The sequence below is a fragment of the Bacillus sp. OK048 genome (assembly GCF_900103525.1).
In the GTDB taxonomy this organism is placed as follows: domain Bacteria; phylum Bacillota; class Bacilli; order Bacillales; family Cytobacillaceae; genus Neobacillus.
On record NZ_FNHN01000007.1, the window covers coordinates 35,625 to 54,860 of the forward strand.

General features: G+C 37.6%; 17 protein-coding genes and 4 tRNA genes. 17 read left to right on the forward strand and 4 right to left on the reverse strand.

What is annotated here, in order from left to right; genetic code table 11:
- The first annotated feature begins 20 nt into the window (after window positions 1-20).
- The 12 genes from BLR86_RS13810 to rlmH all read left to right on the forward strand — a co-directional run bounded on the left by BLR86_RS13810 (window position 21) and on the right by rlmH (window position 10,162).
- A tRNA-Lys gene (locus BLR86_RS13810) sits at window positions 21-96 on the forward strand.
- A 62-nt stretch (window positions 97-158) separates the two neighbouring features.
- Window positions 159-230 (forward strand) — tRNA-Glu (locus BLR86_RS13815).
- A 68-nt stretch (window positions 231-298) separates the two neighbouring features.
- Window positions 299-375, forward strand: a tRNA-Asp gene (locus tag BLR86_RS13820).
- A 9-nt stretch (window positions 376-384) separates the two neighbouring features.
- Window positions 385-457 (forward strand) — tRNA-Phe (locus BLR86_RS13825).
- Window positions 458-860: 403 nt separating this feature from the next.
- Complete coding sequence (locus BLR86_RS13830; protein ID WP_090762388.1) at window positions 861-2,318, forward strand: peptidoglycan DD-metalloendopeptidase family protein; 1,458 nt, start codon at window positions 861-863, stop codon at window positions 2,316-2,318.
- 160 nt (window positions 2,319-2,478) lie between these two features.
- The gene (gene yycF, locus BLR86_RS13835) at window positions 2,479-3,189 is read left to right on the forward strand and encodes a response regulator YycF (RefSeq protein ID WP_090762390.1); all 711 of its coding nucleotides are present in this window, start codon (window positions 2,479-2,481) and stop codon (window positions 3,187-3,189) included.
- Window positions 3,190-3,197: 8 nt separating this feature from the next.
- Window positions 3,198-5,021 (forward strand): cell wall metabolism sensor histidine kinase WalK, encoded by a 1,824-nt coding sequence (gene walK, locus BLR86_RS13840; RefSeq protein ID WP_090762392.1) that lies wholly within the window; start codon window positions 3,198-3,200, stop codon window positions 5,019-5,021.
- Window positions 5,018-6,340, forward strand: a complete 1,323-nt coding sequence (gene yycH, locus BLR86_RS13845; protein ID WP_090762394.1) for a YycH family regulatory protein — start codon at window positions 5,018-5,020, stop codon at window positions 6,338-6,340. Before walK ends, yycH begins: the two co-directional genes overlap by 4 nt.
- The gene (locus BLR86_RS13850) at window positions 6,327-7,124 is read left to right on the forward strand and encodes a two-component system regulatory protein YycI (RefSeq protein ID WP_090762396.1); all 798 of its coding nucleotides are present in this window, start codon (window positions 6,327-6,329) and stop codon (window positions 7,122-7,124) included. Before yycH ends, BLR86_RS13850 begins: the two co-directional genes overlap by 14 nt.
- A 6-nt stretch (window positions 7,125-7,130) precedes the next feature.
- Window positions 7,131-7,925: an MBL fold metallo-hydrolase gene (locus BLR86_RS13855; protein WP_090762398.1), complete on the forward strand. Its 795-nt coding sequence runs from the start codon at window positions 7,131-7,133 to the stop codon at window positions 7,923-7,925.
- Window positions 7,926-8,239: 314 nt separating this feature from the next.
- On the forward strand, window positions 8,240-9,472 hold the full coding sequence (locus tag BLR86_RS13860; RefSeq protein ID WP_090762400.1) for a S1C family serine protease: 1,233 nt from the start codon (window positions 8,240-8,242) through the stop codon (window positions 9,470-9,472).
- A 210-nt stretch (window positions 9,473-9,682) separates the two neighbouring features.
- On the forward strand, window positions 9,683-10,162 hold the full coding sequence (gene rlmH, locus BLR86_RS13865) for a 23S rRNA (pseudouridine(1915)-N(3))-methyltransferase RlmH (RefSeq protein WP_090762402.1): 480 nt from the start codon (window positions 9,683-9,685) through the stop codon (window positions 10,160-10,162).
- Window positions 10,163-10,346: 184 nt separating this feature from the next.
- Here the strand turns inward: rlmH and BLR86_RS13870 are convergent, their stop codons facing one another.
- Window positions 10,347-10,781 (reverse strand): staygreen family protein, encoded by a 435-nt coding sequence (locus BLR86_RS13870; protein ID WP_090762917.1) that lies wholly within the window; start codon window positions 10,779-10,781, stop codon window positions 10,347-10,349.
- 206 nt (window positions 10,782-10,987) lie between these two features.
- On the reverse strand, window positions 10,988-11,128 hold the full coding sequence (locus BLR86_RS26105; RefSeq protein WP_175492896.1) for a hypothetical protein: 141 nt from the start codon (window positions 11,126-11,128) through the stop codon (window positions 10,988-10,990).
- Window positions 11,129-11,651: 523 nt separating this feature from the next.
- Between BLR86_RS26105 and BLR86_RS13875 the strand changes: the two genes are divergently transcribed.
- The 3 genes from BLR86_RS13875 to BLR86_RS13885 all read left to right on the forward strand — a co-directional run bounded on the left by BLR86_RS13875 (window position 11,652) and on the right by BLR86_RS13885 (window position 15,867).
- Window positions 11,652-12,839: an amidohydrolase gene (locus BLR86_RS13875; protein ID WP_090762404.1), complete on the forward strand. Its 1,188-nt coding sequence runs from the start codon at window positions 11,652-11,654 to the stop codon at window positions 12,837-12,839.
- Between the two features lie 333 nt (window positions 12,840-13,172).
- Entirely contained in the window at window positions 13,173-13,949 is a 777-nt protein-coding gene (locus tag BLR86_RS13880) for an ABC transporter ATP-binding protein (protein ID WP_090762406.1), read from the forward strand.
- Window positions 13,936-15,867 (forward strand): FtsX-like permease family protein, encoded by a 1,932-nt coding sequence (locus tag BLR86_RS13885; protein WP_090762408.1) that lies wholly within the window; start codon window positions 13,936-13,938, stop codon window positions 15,865-15,867. The genes BLR86_RS13880 and BLR86_RS13885 overlap by 14 nt, the downstream gene beginning before the upstream one ends.
- Window positions 15,868-15,897: 30 nt before the next feature.
- Here BLR86_RS13885 and BLR86_RS13890 read toward each other — a convergent pair whose 3' ends face one another.
- Both BLR86_RS13890 and BLR86_RS13895 read right to left on the reverse strand, forming a co-directional pair.
- Window positions 15,898-16,914: a sensor histidine kinase gene (locus BLR86_RS13890; protein WP_090762410.1), complete on the reverse strand. Its 1,017-nt coding sequence runs from the start codon at window positions 16,912-16,914 to the stop codon at window positions 15,898-15,900.
- Window positions 16,911-17,585 carry a response regulator transcription factor gene (locus BLR86_RS13895; RefSeq protein WP_090762920.1) on the reverse strand — a complete coding sequence of 225 codons (675 nt, stop codon included), beginning with the start codon at window positions 17,583-17,585 and terminating at the stop codon, window positions 16,911-16,913. The genes BLR86_RS13890 and BLR86_RS13895 overlap by 4 nt, the downstream gene beginning before the upstream one ends.
- Before the next feature lie 244 nt (window positions 17,586-17,829).
- Between BLR86_RS13895 and BLR86_RS13900 the strand changes: the two genes are divergently transcribed.
- Together BLR86_RS13900 and BLR86_RS13905 are read left to right on the forward strand one after the other, a co-directional pair.
- Complete coding sequence (locus BLR86_RS13900; RefSeq protein ID WP_090762412.1) at window positions 17,830-18,714, forward strand: DMT family transporter; 885 nt, start codon at window positions 17,830-17,832, stop codon at window positions 18,712-18,714.
- A gap of 212 nt (window positions 18,715-18,926) precedes the next feature.
- On the forward strand, window positions 18,927-19,229 hold the full coding sequence (locus BLR86_RS13905) for an urease subunit gamma (RefSeq protein ID WP_090762414.1): 303 nt from the start codon (window positions 18,927-18,929) through the stop codon (window positions 19,227-19,229).
- Window positions 19,230-19,236 lie beyond the last annotated feature (7 nt).

Genomic DNA, 19,236 nt, shown 5'->3' on the forward strand with positions numbered 1-19,236 from the left:
AACGAAACAATTCAAAGTACGAGCCATTAGCTCAGTTGGTAGAGCATCTGACTTTTAATCAGAGGGTCGAAGGTTCGAATCCTTCATGGCTCACCAAGTTTTATTGCGATAGCAAAGAAACTTTCATTAGTGAAGAAAAATCATTTTCATTTAATATTGGCCCCTTGGTCAAGTGGTTAAGACACCTCCCTTTCACGGAGGTAACACGGGTTCGAATCCCGTAGGGGTCATTGGCATTTGATTGTTGGCAAGTGATTGGCAAGCCCGGTATCCTTGCTTACGATCAATATCAAAAAATGGTCTGGTAGTTCAGTTGGTTAGAATGCCTGCCTGTCACGCAGGAGGTCGCGGGTTCGAGTCCCGTCCAGACCGCCATAAAAAAATGGCTCAGTAGCTCAGTCGGTAGAGCAAAGGACTGAAAATCCTTGTGTCGGCGGTTCGATTCCGTCCTGAGCCATATAAAAAAGAAGCTTGCAAATTGTAAGCTTCTTTTTTGTTTGTCATGAATGTTACATTGTTGTAAAAAAACTTCCAAAAATTTACATTAAATTCACAACGCATGCCTCAACCTTTTTGAGGTGATCTTTTGATGACATCTAGTGAAAAACGTTGGTGTAACAGCTTTCTTTTATTGATATAGGGATAATAGCATAGTGGAAAGTGGGATAAAATTACTACTTCGGATGCCCATTTATTGCATAAAATGTCGCTTATTATACAATTTTGTTACATTATCAAGACTAATCATTATTTTTATTTGAAATATGTTAAAGTTATAGAGTGGAAAAAGAGGGAAATTTCTTTTGTGGTTAAAAAGCACTAGATTAAGAGAGTTGTTTCCGTAATTTAGGAGGATTCCAATGTTATTTTTTAATAAAGGAAATAAATCAAGTAAATTAGAGAAAAAACAATCTTTGAAAACAGTCATTATGACGGCGTTTACGGCTTCAGCACTATTATTTAGCACCATGTCTGCAAGTGCTGCTGGTTCGTTTAAATTAACAACGGTTTATCACGTATACCATAACCAACAATATATAGGGACTGTTTCCGATAAAGAAATAGTCAAGAAAATTGTCGAAGAAAAGGAAGACAAGTTTAAAGAATCTATGGCGGATTTGGATCTAAAATTTGGCTCTGATATTGAGTACATAAAAGAACAGGTTTTTCATTCAACAGCGAATAATAATGAAACGGTAAAAAAACTTGAGAGTGCCATTCAGCTTCAAGCAGAAGCTTCTTCCATTATTATTGATGGGCAGCCAGTAGTTTTCTTGAAAAACAAAGAAACTGCTGAAGATGTTATCAATCAACTCAAACTTACCTATGTAACGCAAGAACAACTAAATGAGGTGGAAGCTAGAAAGGCAGCACCTGAAACTGAGTTGCCACCACTTGCTGAAAATGAAACTCGTATATTAGACGTTACCGTATCGAAGGATGTTTCATTTGATACAAAAAAAGTTACTCCAGATAAAATTATGTCTGCAGAAGAAGCGGTAACGCTTTTACAAAATGGTACAACAGAAGAAAAGAAATATATTGTCCAAGAAGGCGACGTCCTTGGAACGATTGCGAATAATCATGGATTAAAATTAATCGATTTTCTTGCATTAAATCCTGAACTGACAGAAGACACTGTTGTAAATATTGGCCAAGAGGTCAATGTTACGGCATCAAAACCATATCTTGAAGTCATTGTTAATAAAGAAGTGAATCAAAAAGAAGCTATTCCGTATGCGAATGAAACAGTTAACGATGAGTCAATGCCAAAAGGTGAAACAAAAGTGAAGCAAGAAGGAAAAAATGGCGAACGTTCTGTTAACTATCAAATTTCGACACAAAATGGAACAACGATCAGCAGTGAAGTAACTAGTGAGGTTGTAATTGCACAACCTGTTAATCATATTGTTGTAAAAGGAACAAAGATCATTCCATCACGTGGCAGCGGCAACCTTGCATGGCCAACATCCGGCGGCTATGTTTCCAGTCAGCAAGGGCAAAGATGGGGAAAAAGTCATAAAGGAATAGATATCGCAAGACCAAGCAACCTTACGATAAAGGCAGCTGATAATGGTAAAGTAGTATCAGCTGGCTGGGATGGCGGCTATGGTAACAAAATAATTATTGACCACCAAAATGGAATTCGTACAGTGTATGCCCACCTTTCATCCATTGATGTTAGTGTAGGTCAATCTGTGTCTCAAGGTTCAGCCATTGGTGTTATGGGTTCAACAGGAAACTCTACTGGTGTACATTTACACTTTGAAGTTTATAAAGATGGAGCTCTACAAAACCCGCTTGGCTATTTAAAATAATTTAAAAGTAACACCAGAGCCTCTAGCTAGTACTAGGGGCTCTTTTAAGTGTCAAATACTACTAATAGATGAATTCACGGTGAAACCATGGTAAAGTAAACTAGTGTAGAAATGACATTTATTTTATAACAATAGATTTTAAATCAAAGGAGCAATGGGTATGGAAAAGAAAATTCTGGTAGTGGATGATGAAAAACCGATTGCGGATATATTGCAGTTTAACTTAAAAAAAGAGGGTTACGATGTTTACAGTGCTTATGATGGAAATGAAGCCATCACGATGGTGGAAGAAATACAGCCAGACTTAATCCTTTTAGATATTATGCTTCCGTTAAAAGATGGAATGGAAGTTTGTCGTGAAGTCCGCAAGAAATACGATATGCCGATTATTATGCTGACTGCCAAGGATTCTGAAATAGATAAGGTTTTAGGACTTGAGCTTGGTGCGGATGATTATGTAACCAAGCCCTTTAGCACAAGGGAATTAATTGCGAGAGTAAAGGCAAACTTACGTCGTCACCAAGTTGTCATCTCCCAGACGGATGAGGAAGTGGAGACAAACGAGATTGAGGTTGGCTCACTGACAGTACATCCGAATGCCTATGTTGTTTCAAAACGCGGTGAAACGATCGAATTAACGCACCGTGAATTTGAACTGCTTTACTATTTGGCGAAACATATCGGTCAGGTAATGACAAGGGAACACCTGCTGCAAACGGTTTGGGGCTATGATTACTTCGGAGATGTTCGAACAGTTGATGTAACCGTCCGCCGTTTACGTGAGAAAATTGAAGATAATCCAAGCCATCCTACATGGATCGTCACTCGTAGAGGGGTGGGTTACTATTTACGTAACCCGGATCAGGAGTAAGGCGATTCATGAAAAAGGTTAGTTTTTTTCGATCGATCCAGGTAAAGTTCGTCATCATCTATGTACTGCTTATTTTAATTGCGATGCAGGTTATTGGTGTCTATTTTGTTAAGCAGCTTGAAGAGACCTTAAGAACGAATTTTCAAACCGCCATCAAAGAACGTGTTAATTTACTTGCTTATAATGTCGTTGAAGAGATGGAAAAGAAAAGAACACCTGAGGATCCAAAACTCGAAGATGAAATTAGGAAAATACTTCGGGATTTTGAATCTGCTGATATCTTTGAAGTGAAAGTAGTAGACGGGAAAACTCGTAAAATCCTAGGAACTTCTAGCCAATATCAAGGAGTCGTTGGGCAAAGGACTACGGAGCTTAAGATTACTCAATCGATTAATTTAGCGGAGGATCAAAGCATTATTAAAATTGACCGAAAAAGCGGTCATCGAATTTGGGTGCTGTCAACGCCCATTCAATCAGGCAGTCAAATCATTGGTGCTATCTATTTGGAAGCAAAGATAGAGAATGTCTTTACGCAAATGAAAACCATCAACGGTATATTTGCGACGGGAACAGGTATTGCTTTAGCGATTACCGCCATTTTAGGAATCCTTCTAGCACAAACGATTACCAGACCGATTACCGATATGAAAAGACAAGCAATGGCCATGGCTAAGGGAAACTTTTCTCGAAAAGTAAGAGTATATGGTCAGGATGAAATTGGAACCTTAGCACAAACCTTTAACAATTTAACAAAAAAAATCCAGGAAGCCCAGGCTATGACTGAGGGCGAAAGAAGAAAGCTATCTTCGGTGCTATCGTATATGACCGACGGTGTGATTGCAACAGACCGAAAAGGCAGAGTCATGTTAATCAATGAACCAGCAGCTGAGATGCTGAATGTTTCACGTGAAACAGTTCTCTCGCAGCCGATTGTTTCTTTATTAGGGTTAACCGACACCAATACCTTTGAAGATTTATTAGAGGAAAAGGAGTCATTGATTCTAGATTATAGTACAAAAAAGGAACGATATATCCTGCGTGCTAACTTTTCTGTTATTCAAAAGGAGACTGGATTTGTCAATGGATTGATTGCTGTCCTCCATGATATAACAGACCAGGAAAAAATAGAGGCAGAAAGAAGAGAGTTTGTTGCCAATGTATCACATGAACTTAGAACGCCGCTCACGACAATGAGAAGCTACTTAGAGGCACTGGCAGATGGAGCATGGAAGGATGAAGAAATTGCTCCTAATTTCTTAGAAGTAACACGGACTGAAACGGAAAGAATGATCCGATTAGTCAATGATCTCCTCCAACTCTCTAAATTAGATAGCACTGATTATCGACTTAATAAAGAATGGGTAAACTTTGTTGATTTCTATGACCGAATTATTGATCGGTTTGAAATGGCGAAGGATCAAAATGTGGGCTTTAAAAGGAAGCTTCCTGACCACGCGATTTTTGTAGAAATTGATGAAGATAAGCTGACCCAGGTGCTTTACAATATTATTTCGAATGCACTAAAGTATTCCCCAGAGGGCGGTCAGGTTACTTTTTCGATAAAAGAGGAAGAGAAACGAATTGTCGTCAGTGTTTCTGACGAAGGCGTAGGGATTCCAAAAGAGAATATTGGAAAGGTCTTTGACCGTTTCTATCGTGTCGATAAAGCGAGAACGAGAAAATTGGGTGGAACAGGATTAGGCTTGGCGATTGCAAAGGAAATGGTAAATGTTCATGGCGGCATAATTTGGGCTGAAAGTGAAGAGGGCAAGGGAACCGTAATTTCCTTTTCACTCCCATACGAGCAATCTGAAGAGGATGAATGGTCATGAGGTACGAAAATAGTAAATCAGTGATTTTAATAGTACTAATCATGGTAAGCATAATTTTGACCTGGAATCTTTGGACCTACCAGCCTAACTTTGACCTGATGGAAAACAATGATTATGTTGCCGAGGTTACATTGAAGGAAAAGCGGGAGCTCCACAAGATTATTACTCCTGATTTAGTGCTCTTTCATCATAATGGTCAGCACCGTGGTACAACGAATGCAGTCGAGATTGATAAAATGATGAATGAAATAAGGAAATGGTCCTTCTATGACGTTGAAAATCTTTCCGATAATATCGAGGACATTAAAGCATTGGTACATGGAAACGGTAATGCAGAGATCATATTTCCTGCGGATATTCCCATTGAAATTTACAGAGGCGTATTAAAATTCGAAGAAAAGAGAATTCCTGCTTTTAATTTTAATCGGATAGTTATCAATGTTGAGAATTCTGAAAAGGGAAATGGGATTGTTTACTTTATTTCTTCCGATTATCAAAGGGTGTACATGAGCCATATATCACCCGGTTTATTAAACGAGTTTAATCGAAATTTTTTTAAAAATGCCATGCAGTATCAACCGTACTTTGCCTTTGATGCTTCAGAGCAGCGGACTGTCTTTATCCCTGATGGAAACGTGGAAATGATGGAATATAAATACTTGCCAGTCGTTCTTAATTCGGAGGCGTTTAAAGAAGCGTTGTTTAGTGACCCAAGTTTCGTTCAGAGAGGAACGATCTCACAGGTTGAAGAATACAGTGACGTTTCTAGTAAAATGACGGTCGATTCCAATACGAATATGCTGCATTATATTAATCCCAATGCAGATTCCAAGTATGATGAGAATGCTTATGATTTATTAATGAGAAGCATTGACTTTATCAATGGCCATGGAGGGTGGACAGACCCCTATCGGTATGTTGCAAAGGATGAAAAGAGGAAATCCGTTAAATTCCGTTTGTATAGTACCGAAGGGTATCCGGTTTTTAATGGAAGTGGATTGTCTGAAATTCAAGAAGTATGGGGCAGAAATGAAATTACGAAATATGTTAGACCAAATATAGCCTTAGAGCTTCCGTTAACGACAGAGATGGTAAAAGTAACACTTCCATCAGGAACAGAGGTATTGCAATTCCTTAAAAGCCGAAGGAGTTTTAAACCGGAATTACTAGAACAACTTGTTTTAGGATATCGGATGACAAGGGCTGACGATGTAAACAAACTTATCCTCCTAGAACCTGCTTGGTTTTATCAATATAACCAGGTATGGGGACAAATTACGAAGGAAGATCTAGGGGGGGCTTTACATGGATTGGAGTAAAATAAAAACGATTTTTATCATAACGTTTTTGATTTTAGATGTCTATCTATTATTTCAATTTATGAAGATTCGAGACGCTAATAAATATGAAATTATTACTGAGACCTCCATTGTAGAAAAGCTTGAGGCTGACGAAATTAGCTATAAAGAGCTGCCAAAAGCGCCGATCAAGGCCCAATATCTTAGTGCAAAACCAAAACTGTTTACAAAGGATGATATAGCCAAACTCAAGGGGCAAATCGTAATTCTGAAAGAACCAGCCACATCATTACAGGTGAAACTTGAAAAGCCAATCACTTTAAATACAAAGTTTGAGGCTGCAGAACTTTCTCCATTTATTAAGGATAATGTTTTGTACGGGGACCAATATCAGTTTTGGAAAAAAAATGATAAAAAGAATACGATTATTTACCTTCAGCATTATGAGAATATGACGTTATATGAAAACCTGAGCGGGATGATTACATTTCAAATCGATGATACCAATCAAATTGTTTCCTATGAACAAACCTTTTTGGAGGGCATTGAAAAAATGACCGATGGAGAGGAAATCCTCCTGCCGTTAAAGGCACTAGAGACCTTGCACCAAAAGGGTGTCTTAAAGTCAAAAAGTAAAATTACAAAAGTGGAGCTAGGCTATTCAACATTGATTCAGCTTGCAGCCTCGCAGGCTTTAGCGCCTACTTGGCGTTTTGTAGTGGATGATAAAGAGAGCCTTTATGTCAATGCACTAGAAGGACAGATTATTCAATTTAACAGCGATGAAACTAGGGATATGGAGTGAAAGTAAATGTCATTACGGTATAGCATTTTAGCGAGCGGAAGTACGGGGAATTCGCTTTATGTAGAGTCAGACGAACACTCCTTTCTGGTAGATGCCGGATTTAGTGGCAAGCAAATGGAGGCTTTTTTTCAACATATAGATCGTGATATTAGTAAATTATCAGGAATTTTTGTGACCCATGAACACAGCGACCATATAAAAGGGATTGGTGTTTTGGCACGTAAATATAAATTGCCTGTTTTTGCTAATGAAAAAACGTGGCAGGCAATGGATCGGCTGGTTGGTGATATTCCACTAGAGCAAAAGATGATTTTCAGTACAGAATCGGTGAAAAGCTTCGGCTCTACAGATATTGAATCATTTGGTGTGTCACATGATGCAGCAGAACCGATGTTTTATGTTTTCCATCATTCCGGTAAGAAATTAGTCTTAATCACTGATACAGGCTATGTTAGTGACCGAATGAAAGGAATCATTTCCAATGCAGATGCCTTTATTTTTGAGTCCAATCATGATGTGCAAATGCTAAGAATGGGAAGGTATCCTTGGAGTATTAAACGAAGAATTTTAAGCGATCTTGGCCATGTATCGAATGAGGATGCAGCGATTGCAATGAGCGAAGTCATCGGAGACAATACAAAGAGGGTGTATCTAGCCCATTTAAGTCTCGACAACAATATGAAAGACTTAGCAAGAATGTCAGTAGCACAAACACTTGAGAGCCAAGGGTTAATTGTCGGCGAGCAATTTGACCTCTACGATACAGACCCGAAGGTACCAACGATATTAACAGCGGTGTAACGAAGAACAAGGATACTTCATGGGTATCTTTGTTTTTTTTATGCTGTGTTATAGCTAAATGTTGATATATGCACCTGTTGATTTTCGCGGAAGGCACGAAGACTCCTGCAGGAGTACGGAGCAGGTGAGACCCCACAGGCGCTTGCGCCGAGGAGGCTCGCCGCAACGCCTGCGGAAAGCGAAGTGACTGGAGCGCAAATCAACAGACAAATTTAAAACACCCTTTTTTTTATAAAATGACGTTAGACAGAGTATAATTGTAACAATAAGCCAAAATATAAATTAGTTGCTTACGAAAGGGAGACGTGGTGAAAATGGGTTACTATGATGATCATTCACAAGAGCGTTACCAAAAGAAGAGTAGAAGCAGAGGAGGTTATTTTTTTGCAAGTATTGTCGGTGCGATAATTGGAGCCATGTTAGTAGTTATTTCTATTCCAGCATTATCTAACCAGGGATTCCTCCCCTACAATGTTCAGCCAAATCAAAATCAACCTGCTGGTGGAGCGAATAATAACAGTAATTTTATTCAGCAACAGGTATCCTTTGATGTGCAAACAGATACAACGAAGGCGATTGATAAGGCTGCAGATGCGGTAGTTGGTATTAATAATATCCAGACATCTAACTTTTGGTACAATGAGTCTGGTGACAATCAGGGTCCTGCTGGAACAGGGTCAGGTGTTATTTATAAAAGGACAGGGAATAAGGCATATGTTGTGACCAACCAGCATGTGGTTGAAGGTGCTACCCATTTAGAAGTTACCTTGAATGATGGCACCAAGATACCTGCTAAATTGCTAGGCGGGGATATTTGGACAGATTTGGCTGTCCTTGAAATTGATGCTGACAAGGTAAAAAAAGTTGCTGAGTTTGGTGATTCAGAGGCGTTAAAAATGGGTGAACCTGTAATGGCAATTGGAAATCCACTAGGAGCTACTTTCTCAGGTTCTGTTACCCAAGGAATTATTTCTGGGATTAATCGTACGATTCCAGTGGATATCAATCAAGATGGCATTATGGATTGGCAGGCGGAAGTTCTGCAAACAGATGCTGCCATTAATCCCGGAAACAGCGGCGGAGCATTAATCAATATTGCTGGGCAGCTTATCGGTATCAACTCGATGAAAATTGCCCAAAATGCCGTGGAAGGGATTGGTTTATCGATTCCCATTAACTATGCACGACCAATTATTAATGATCTTGAGAAATTTGGTGTAGTAAAACGTCCTTATATGGGAGTCGATTTAAAATCAGTGGCTGAAATCCCTGGTTATTATCAAGAAGAAGCATTAAAATTACCTAGGAATGTCAATTATGGAGTAGCTCTTCGTCAAGTCGTCTCAAATTCGCCTGCAGCACAAGGTGGCTTAAGAGAGCTTGATGTAATTGTTGAGTTGGATGGCAAAAAAATACATGACGTCATTGATTTGAGAAAGCATCTCTACCAAGAAACCAAAATCGGTGATCAAATGGAAATTAAATTTTATCGTGATGGAAAGCTGCAAACCACGACCATCACATTAGCCGAAGAAGATCGATCATAAAAGAAAGCAGAAAGGTGTTAATTGCCTTTCTGCTTTTTATCGAGGTTCATTGGGGATAACTTATCAACAGGTCGTGAATAGTATCAAAATATAACTGTATATATTGTGGCGAACAAATGATTCCATACAAGATGTGGATAAAAATTGTGGACATGTGGATAACTTTTGTGGATAACATGTTTGTAAAATAAAAAATAGGGGTTGTGGATTGTGAATATCTCAATTGTCACGGTTGGCAAATTAAAAGAAAAATATTTAAAAATGGGAATCGATGAATATCTCAAGCGATTGAATTCGTATGCAAAAGTAGAAGTTATTGAGGTGGCGGATGAAAAGGCACCGGAAGAACTTAGTGAAATGGAAATGCTTCAAGTAAAACAAAAAGAGGGAGAACGAATATTGGCTAAGATTAGCCAGGATACATATGTGTTTGCACTTGCGATTAACGGGAAGATGCAACCATCTGAAGAGCTTGCGGATACGTTAGACAAATTGGCTACCTACGGAAAAAGCAAGATTGCTTTTATAATCGGCGGGTCATTAGGGTTAAGTGAGGAAGTGTTGAAACGTTCAAACGAGCAGCTTTCTTTTTCAAAAATGACCTTTCCCCATCAATTGATGAAGCTGATACTTGTCGAGCAGATTTATCGAGCGTATCGGATTAATCGGGGAGAACCTTACCATAAATAGAGGCGTTTTTTTAACATTAATTTCTCTGAACAGTACTATAGGTAAATGAGGTTTTTAGCCAAATGCCTCTCCTTATGGATAGGCTGGCTTCCTTTAGTAATTGTAAATGCCTTTGTATATATTCTGATCCAAAGGTATTGATCAAATCTAAGAGTATTGAATGAGAGCTGTATTGATGCTGGTACTACCATTGCCAATTTTCTCTCCTTGCAAACTGGGGATAAGCGGACAAAAAGTTAATGGTGATGGGAGCTTGAACTAAATAAGGATATGTGTTGAAAAAAAATTGATCGCCGTATCTTATAGCAGTTAATGCAAGTGGTAATTCACGTCTAAATATTTCATTGCGTTTTGCTGAGACAGATGGGGTATATTCTCCTTGATCTATGTGTAAATAAACATAAAAATACAAAAAATCCCCATGACATTTCCACTCGCCTAAAACTTCATCCCTCATAGGGTTAATTTTTCCCCAAGCATAATTCATTCCGATGTTTAAATATAGTTCTCCAGTTATATCAGAATGAGTGAGTGTGTAACGCCTGGGCATTAATGGTTCCGTAGAAGAAACACCTTCCACGTATTGCACAGATAGTTTTTCGGGATAAAAAGTACTCAAGTAAATCAACCCCCATATTTTCATGATACTGAAGACCCCTACTGTTTTTTTATTCTTAGTATACATTTTAATTAAATGAAGGCAGTTTTATGACAAGTCAGAGCTACCTATTTTAAAGGGTTTTGAAAATGGGTTTCTATGAAAGCGGTAATCAGTTACAACTGCCATTAATGGTTTTTGAAAAAACAGTGTCTGACCCCAATGCGTTAAAGATTTGCATCATTGGGAGCAGGCATTGTTTCATGACTGTTAGAATCATCATGTTTAAGTCTGCCATCTTCCATTCGATACACTTGATCGCAGTATTCCAGCATTCGTTCGTCATGGGTAATGATTATATGTTTCATTTTTAACAAACCCGACAATTTTCATGTTTTCTAATGATCCTTCTATCTTCAGCGTATCACCAATCTTAAAGCCCTTTTCTTTAAAGTATCATTAGCGATAACATCCAAAGGTTCATTTGCCAGTCAATTTGAGGGATTACCACCAGAAGTGCTGCAACCACTTTTTGGAGGATAAATCACACAAGTGATTACCAAAGCAGAAATAGTAAATCAGCCTTATTCCGGGCAAAATAATGAGAGAATCTATGACGTATCGAGTCCATGGAATTCTCAATGAAGTATAACTTTGATGAAAAGGATAGTATAGCAAGAATTAAAAGCGAGGCTAACTCTCTATTTGAGTGAAATGATTATTTAGTAATTACTGTGTTCTTTGTGCTTTTATGCTCATTATAATATTGCGTTTGCCAGTAATGGCAAGGTGAACAGTACCATAAGTAAATGAGGTTTTATAAAAAAAATTACTATTTATTATCAGCTTATTTTTCTATCTCAAAAAATAAAATTTAGGTGAGGGATTTTAATGAAGAAACAATTAATGGAAATGTTAGAGGCCCGCAAAGATGAAATGATTCAAATTCGCCGTTATTTACATGAGAACCCGGAGCTTTCATTTAAAGAGGAAAAAACAGCTCAATATATTGCTGATTTTTACAAAGGAAAAGATGTTGAAATACATAGAAATGCAGGAAACGGAAACGGGATGATCGTAACGATAAAAGGCGGAAACGCTGGAAAAACGATTGCTCTTCGCGCGGATTTCGATGCACTGCCAATTTTGGAAGAAACAGATGTACCATTTAAATCGAAAAATGAAGGTGTGATGCATGCCTGCGGCCATGATGCCCATACTGCTTATTTACTTGTTCTAGCCGATTGTCTGATCCAATTGAAGGATTCAATTGCAGGAACGATTAAAATTATTCATCAACATGCGGAGGAAGCTCCTCCTGGAGGGGCGAAAAGTATTGTTGAATCTGGTGTGCTAGCGGATGTAGACAATATATATGGTATTCATATTTTCCCTACTCATCCAGCAGGTTTTGTCGGCTATCGCAGCGGATATTCGTTGGCGGGCAGGTCATTTTTTAAATTAATCGTCCAAGGTACAGGCGGGCATGGTTCTTCTCCGCATTTGGCCAATGATGCAATTGTTGCTGCTGCTCATTTTGTAACAGCGGTACAAACAGTGATCAGTCGCCGGATTAATCCTTTTGAGATGGGCGTGATTACAATCGGCTCATTCGATGGTAAAGGAACATTCAATGTGATTAAAGATCGTGTAGAGCTTGAAGGAGACGTTCGCTACATGACGGTTGAAACGCAGCAGCTCATCGCAAAAGAAGTCAATCGTATTGTAAAAGGGATTGAAGCGGAATTTGGAGTACAATGCAAGCTGGAGTATACGGCCGATTATCCGCCGCTCTATAATGATCCGGAAGTAACAGCAAACGTTGTCACAAGTCTAAAAAACATGAGTGATCCAGACATTAAAGAGGTTGGAGAATATCCGATGCTCTCTGGTTCAGAAGATTTTGCTTACTATCTTGAAAAAATCCCTGGTTGTTTCTTTTACATTGGCTGTAAACCAAAAGGGATTGAGAATGCCTATTTCAATCATCATCCGAAATTCGATATTGATGAAGAGTGTCTTCTTGTTGCAGCCAAATCAGTCGGACAAGTTGTCTGCAGCTATTATGGGGTGGAGTAGGACCTGCAAATCAGTGCCTGTCATCTCCCGTACTTTACTGAATAGGAAACTGGAAAACCCTTTTTGAAAAAGGAAGTTGAAAAGGGATAACATAAAAAAACTAGATGCCATATATGGAGGCATCTAGTTTTTTTTGAATAGTATAAATGCCTTCTCTTATAAAGTCCATGAAATAATTGGAATGCTTATCTCTTTGTTGCTATCTTCGTGTCCCAATGATTAATAGGTTACAGAATTGTAAGGATTGGCGATACATTTGTAAGGATAAATTATGGTTGCACCCCTCAATATCTTTTATAGTTAGATATATAAAATAAGCCGAGGGATGATGAAATGAATAAGGAAATCGTTTTGGAAGCTGTAAACATAAAAAAAGTATTTGGATCGAAGGGGAACATTCATACAGCAGTAAATGATATTGAACTGCAAGTGAATAAAGGAGAATTTGTTGGAATTATGGGTCCATCAGGTGCAGGGAAATCGACGCTTTTGAATGTGTTATCAACCATTGATGTACCGACTACAGGAGAAATTAAAATCGATCGGCAAAACATCTTCAAATTAAAAGAAGAAGATTTAGCGGATTTTAGAAGAGACAAGTTAGGTTTTATTTTTCAGGATTACAATTTAATTGAAACACTAACTGTAAAGGAAAATATTATCCTCCCTCTCTCCTTAGCAAATGTTTCGTATCAAGAAATTGAAAATAGAATAAAAAAAGTATCGAAGGCACTTGGAATTGAGGGTATCTTACATGCCTATCCATATAACATTTCAGGAGGGGAGCAGCAAAGAACGGCAACAGCAAGAGCGATTATTACAAATCCAAGCCTCATATTTGCGGATGAACCAACTGGTGCGTTAGACTCGAAATCTGCTTTTATGCTGCTTGGAATACTTGCTGAATTAAATGAACAACAAAAAGCTACGATTTTAATGGTTACTCATGATGCTTATGCAGCCAGCTTTAGCAGTCGTATCTTATTTATCAAAGATGGGTCGATTTTTTCTGAAATAAGGAAGGGAGACCGCAGCCGAAAGCGATTTTTTGAACAAATTATTGATATCCTCGCCACCCTTGGAGGAGGTGGGCATCATGACGTTATTTAGTCTAGCAAAAAAGAATATAAAGATGAATACAAAACATTATTTACTGTATTTTTATCCGATGGTATTCAGCATCGTTATTTACTTTACATTTGTTTCGCTCCAGTATAACAACCAGATTATCCAATCAGCGACAGCCCTTGGGAAAGTACAGCCAGCGTTTATGGCAGCATCTGTTTTGCTGTTGCTATTTTCAACCATATTTATATGGTATTCGAATCATTTTTTTATAAAAAAACGAAAAAAGGAGGTCGCTTTATACTCTTTATTTGGGATGAGGAAGAAACAGATTGCAAGGCTCCTATTCTATGAAAATCTGATTATGGGATTGGTTGCACTCGGGATTGGAATCTCGATTGGTGCCCTTTTGTCTAAACTATTTTCAATGTTATTAATAAAACTAATGGGATTCTCACTAATTGCAAATCTTGCACTATCTTCTGAAGCGGTCATTCAAACGTTAGCCGTTTTTATTGCGATTATTGGCGTTACTTCATTTTATAATTATCGGATGATTTACCGTTATACGTTATTGGATCTGCTAAAAGCTGACAAACATGGGGAAAAACAGCTGAAGGTCTCAAAGGTAGCCACTCTAGGATCACTAGTAGCGTTTGGAATAGGATATTACATTCTGTTGCAACCTAGTCATTCCGATATCTATAAGGAATATGGTTTCTCTGCTGTCTTATTTTCTCTGCTAATGATTGTAATTGGATCTTTTCTATTTATCCGGTCCGCATTTACTTCTCTTTTAGAAAGAATGGTAAAAGCCAAAAGGGTTTATTTTAAAGGGACAAATTTAATCAGCGTTTCGCACCTACGGTTTCGAATGAAAGGAAATATTCTCATCTTATTCACTATTGCTTTATTAAGCACGGTTACCCTTTTTGCTCTCGGGGCTATTTTCAGCTTACATCATAATTTAACGACAATTGCATCGGCTAATAATCCATTAAGTCTTATGTATACCTCGCAAAATAACGAAAAGGATGTACAAGTCGCCAAGTTAATTAAGGAAAGTGGAGAACACCAGATTGTTTTTTCGGATCGAGTAGAGTATTTACAGGTTGAAGGAGATCTTTCTGAAACAGGAAGGTGGCCAGATCGGTTTCCGGTCATTCTTCTATCGAACAAGGAATATCAACGATTGGCTGAAAAAATGGGAAATTACCATAATGAGGACATTGGAAAAGATAAAGCAATTGTATTTAATGATGGGAATATTAATCAAAATACGGACCCTTATACAGGGAAAACCATTACGATTATGGAACACGAAAAGCTTACCGTTCAGACATATGAAAAGAAGCTGGTGTTAAACCAAAGCTATTATGTTTTTCCAGTGGTAATCAATGATACAAAGTATCAGGAACTCAAAGAGCATGCCGTTGTAAAAGAAATGCAAATATATAAATTGAAAAACGAAAAATCATTGGAAAAATTAATAAAGGAGATTCAAGAAGTCGTTCTAAAAGATGTCAAAGTTGATGATGATGATGATTCAATCATGTTTTCCTCCTTCGTACTGGAGTTTCAGAAAGGTGTCCAAACATACGGTCTGCTTATTTTCATCGGTTCTTTTTTAGGGATTGTCTTTTTGCTGGCCACAGGTAGCATGCTGCATTATAAACAGCTAACAGAAGCAACCGCTGATCAGGGACGTTATCATATACTAAAAAAGATTGGAATGAGTAGAAAGCAAATTCAAGTAACCATTGCCAAGCAATTATTGCCTGTCTTTTTCCTTCCCTTGGTGATTGCCATACCCAATAGTTCATTCTTAATCACAGCACTGGCAAGGTTTTCACAGATGAATATGCTGCTGCCGTTTCTAAGTACCATCGCTATTTATGTGGCAATCTATTTGGTTTACTATTTGATTACGCTAAGGAAATACAACACGATTGTGAATAATTAAAAGAAAGGGCGTGATGGCTGCATCACGTCCTTATTTATTGGTGAAAGTTGTGTATTCTTCTCTTAGCAGATCAACTGTTTTTGAAAAATAGATGGAGGCTTCGGTATAGCTCCCTTCCTTCGAATGAAGAGAGAGCAGATGCCCCAATTTCGCTGCTGTTTTTTTTGCGAGGTATAATCCCATCCCAGTGGAGGCCGCAACTTGCCGTCCATTAATGCCTGTAAAGCCTTTCTGAAAAATTCTTGGCAAATCCTCTACGGGGATTCCCATTCCATGATCCCGGATGATGATTTTTCTTTCATTCGCTTTGATTTGAATGGAAATCTTGCCGCCAGCGGGTGTGTATTTTAAGGAATTTGATAGAAACTGGTTTAAAATAAAAAGAAGTCCTTTTTTATCGGTTAAGACCTCCATAGTTGTTAGATCTAAATGAAGCTTTATTTTTTTCGATAAAAATAACTTCCGATTCGCTTTTACTGCTTCCTTTACGAGTTGTTCTGCATTCATTTCTTGAATAAAATAGTCCTTACTGAAATCGCTAGCTCTTGTATAAGAAAGAACTTGGTCAACTAAATGCTCAATTTTCCCCATTTCCTCCTCCAGGCTTTCTGGATTCTGTTCCGTTTCGAAAATCATTTTGCTGACAGCTATCGGTGTTTTTATTTCATGAACCCAGGATGTCATATACTCATGCCATTCCTTTTGTTCATGTTTCAATCTCTCAATTTTTTGTTCATATTGCTCCTTTTGAATTTTTAAGAGTTGGATCGTTAATTTCTCTTCATTTCTGTGAGTGTGTGAGGGTTCCAATAGATATCCAGTTTCTGTTTTCTCTTTGAATTCACGATAAGAATCCTTTTTCCTACGGTAATCAAATTGTAAATAAATCAAAAATAGTAAGGCCAATATAAGCAATAAATAGAGAAGGTTGCTTATATGAATATGTAAGTTTGGATCAAGTAATATGATGATGGCTGTTAAGCCTAAGACAAGGGAAAATATAAATAATAGGAATCGGTGATCAACGAGATAATGTTTCCACTTCATCGCAAAAGGTATCCTTGTCTTTTTTTGGTCATAATCGCATCTTCTACGCCAATTTCTTCAAGCTTTTTCCGCAGCCGAGTTACATTGACAGTGAGCGTATTATCATCAATAAACTGCTCATCTTCCCACAATGCCCGCATTATTTCATCACGAGAGATAATTTGTCCTGCTTTTTTCATAAGGAGGTAAAGAATCTGAAATTCATTTTTTGTGAGTGAAGCCTCTTTTCCCTGATACAATACAAAGGAATTTTGGAGATTAAGAGTAAGCTCACCAATTGTAAGTAAGTCTTTTTCCTTGTGTTGAATGGAGTTAGACCGTCTGAGGACAGCATTCATCTTGGCCACCAATACTTCGAGTGAAAATGGTTTTTGTATATAATCATCCCCACCCATGTTCATGGCCATCACAATATCCATACTTTGCGAGCGTGAAGAAATAAAAATGATCGGTACGTCTGAAAGCTGGCGAAGTTTGCTGCACCAATAAAATCCATCATGTCCAGGTAAGTTAATATCTAGAAGGATAATATGGGGCTTTTCCCTTAACATTTGCTGGTCAATATCCTCAAATTCTTCCGCAATAACGGATTGAAAATTCCATTTTGCTAAGTACTGACCCATTAAATTCCTCATTTTATGATCATCTTCAACAATGAAAACCTTGTACATATTCATCACCCATTTAAGTATATCAAAGGGAAACCAGAATTTAACAGGGTATTTCAACTGAATACAGAACTGTATAGATTTGTTTAAGAAAGCAAGGTTTTTAAAGTGTCCAACCAACACATTTTCCATTTAAAAAAAACGCCATTTTCTCATAGTTCATTCATCCAAACAAATATGTATACGAAGAATCCTAGTAAGTATAAAATAGGACAGTTGGCGTTTTGTTGCAGGAAGGATGATAACTATGTTAAAAGCATATGCTTGGCTAACATTTTGTGTAATCGTGTGGGGAAGCAATTTTGTATTTGGAAAGTTGTTAGTCCAAGATTTTTCCCCAGCGCTATTAACCATGCTTAGACTTTTGTTTATTGTACTATTTTTAATTGGATTATCCTCATACAAAAAACACTTTAAACGAGTTCATAAATCGGATATACTAGCGGTTGTTTTTCTAGGGGTTATTGGTGTTTTTATCAACCAATGGTCTTTTTTTGTAGGTTTACAAACAGCTGATCCAACAACATCTGCATTAATTTTGGCAACTACCCCTATTTTAACTAGCATATTAGCTTCCATTTTTTTAAAAGAAAAATTAACCATTCGTATGTTGATGGGATCTATTGTGGCAATCATAGGTATTTATTTTGTTGTCGCAAAAGGGAACTTATCTTCTTTGCATATCGATAAAGGTTTATTATGGATTGTTATAACGATGATAACATTTGCTATTATGATTATCATGACGAGGCTTCTTTCTCACAGAATAGATCCACTAACCATTACTTTATATTCAAATGTTGTAGGCTTGATTGTTTCGATTCCTTTTGCTTTTTTACTAGACACTCCCTTACAAATAAGCTCTAAAATGACTGATTGGGCTTTTCTGATTGGAACTGCCGTTGTTGTGCACGGTATAGCAACATTGATTTGGAATAACAACATTAGACATGTTGATGCTTCAAGGGCGTCAATATTATCTAATTTAGAACCTTTTGTAGCTATGATCATGGGATTGATCTTGCTATACAAACCAATAACTGGAGCAGAACTTTTAGGATCACTATTTATAGTGGGTGGAGTAGTACTATCTACATATCAACGAAAAAAGCTAATTAGCCGATTGAATTAACAAGAACTATATATAGAAATAGAGCAAGAAGTTATACTTCTTGCTCTATTTCTATATATTTAGTGAGTTTTGCAAGATGTATGTCTACAAAAGGTTTTTTATTTAGGAAGATAAAAATGAGGGAATAAAATTTGTTTAGATTCCCCATAGTTGGACAATTATATAAGGGGTGGAAAGTTTTATAGTAAAAGGTAAATGAAGGAGGATGAATAATGTTACTAGTACCACGTGAGATAGACAAACTAATGATTGTTGTGGCAGCTGACCTCGCTAAAAGAAGATGGGATAGAGGTTTGAAGCTAAATTACCCTGAGGCCATCGCACTCATTACATACGAAGTATTAGAAGGTGCTAGAGATGGGAAAACCGTTGCAGAATTAATGGAATATGGAGCAACCATATTGACACGAGATGATGTAATGGAAGGAATTGCAGATATCATTGACGATATTCAGGTAGAAGCTACTTTTCCTGATGGAACTAAATTAGTAACTGTGCACGATCCAATACGTTAACTAGAGG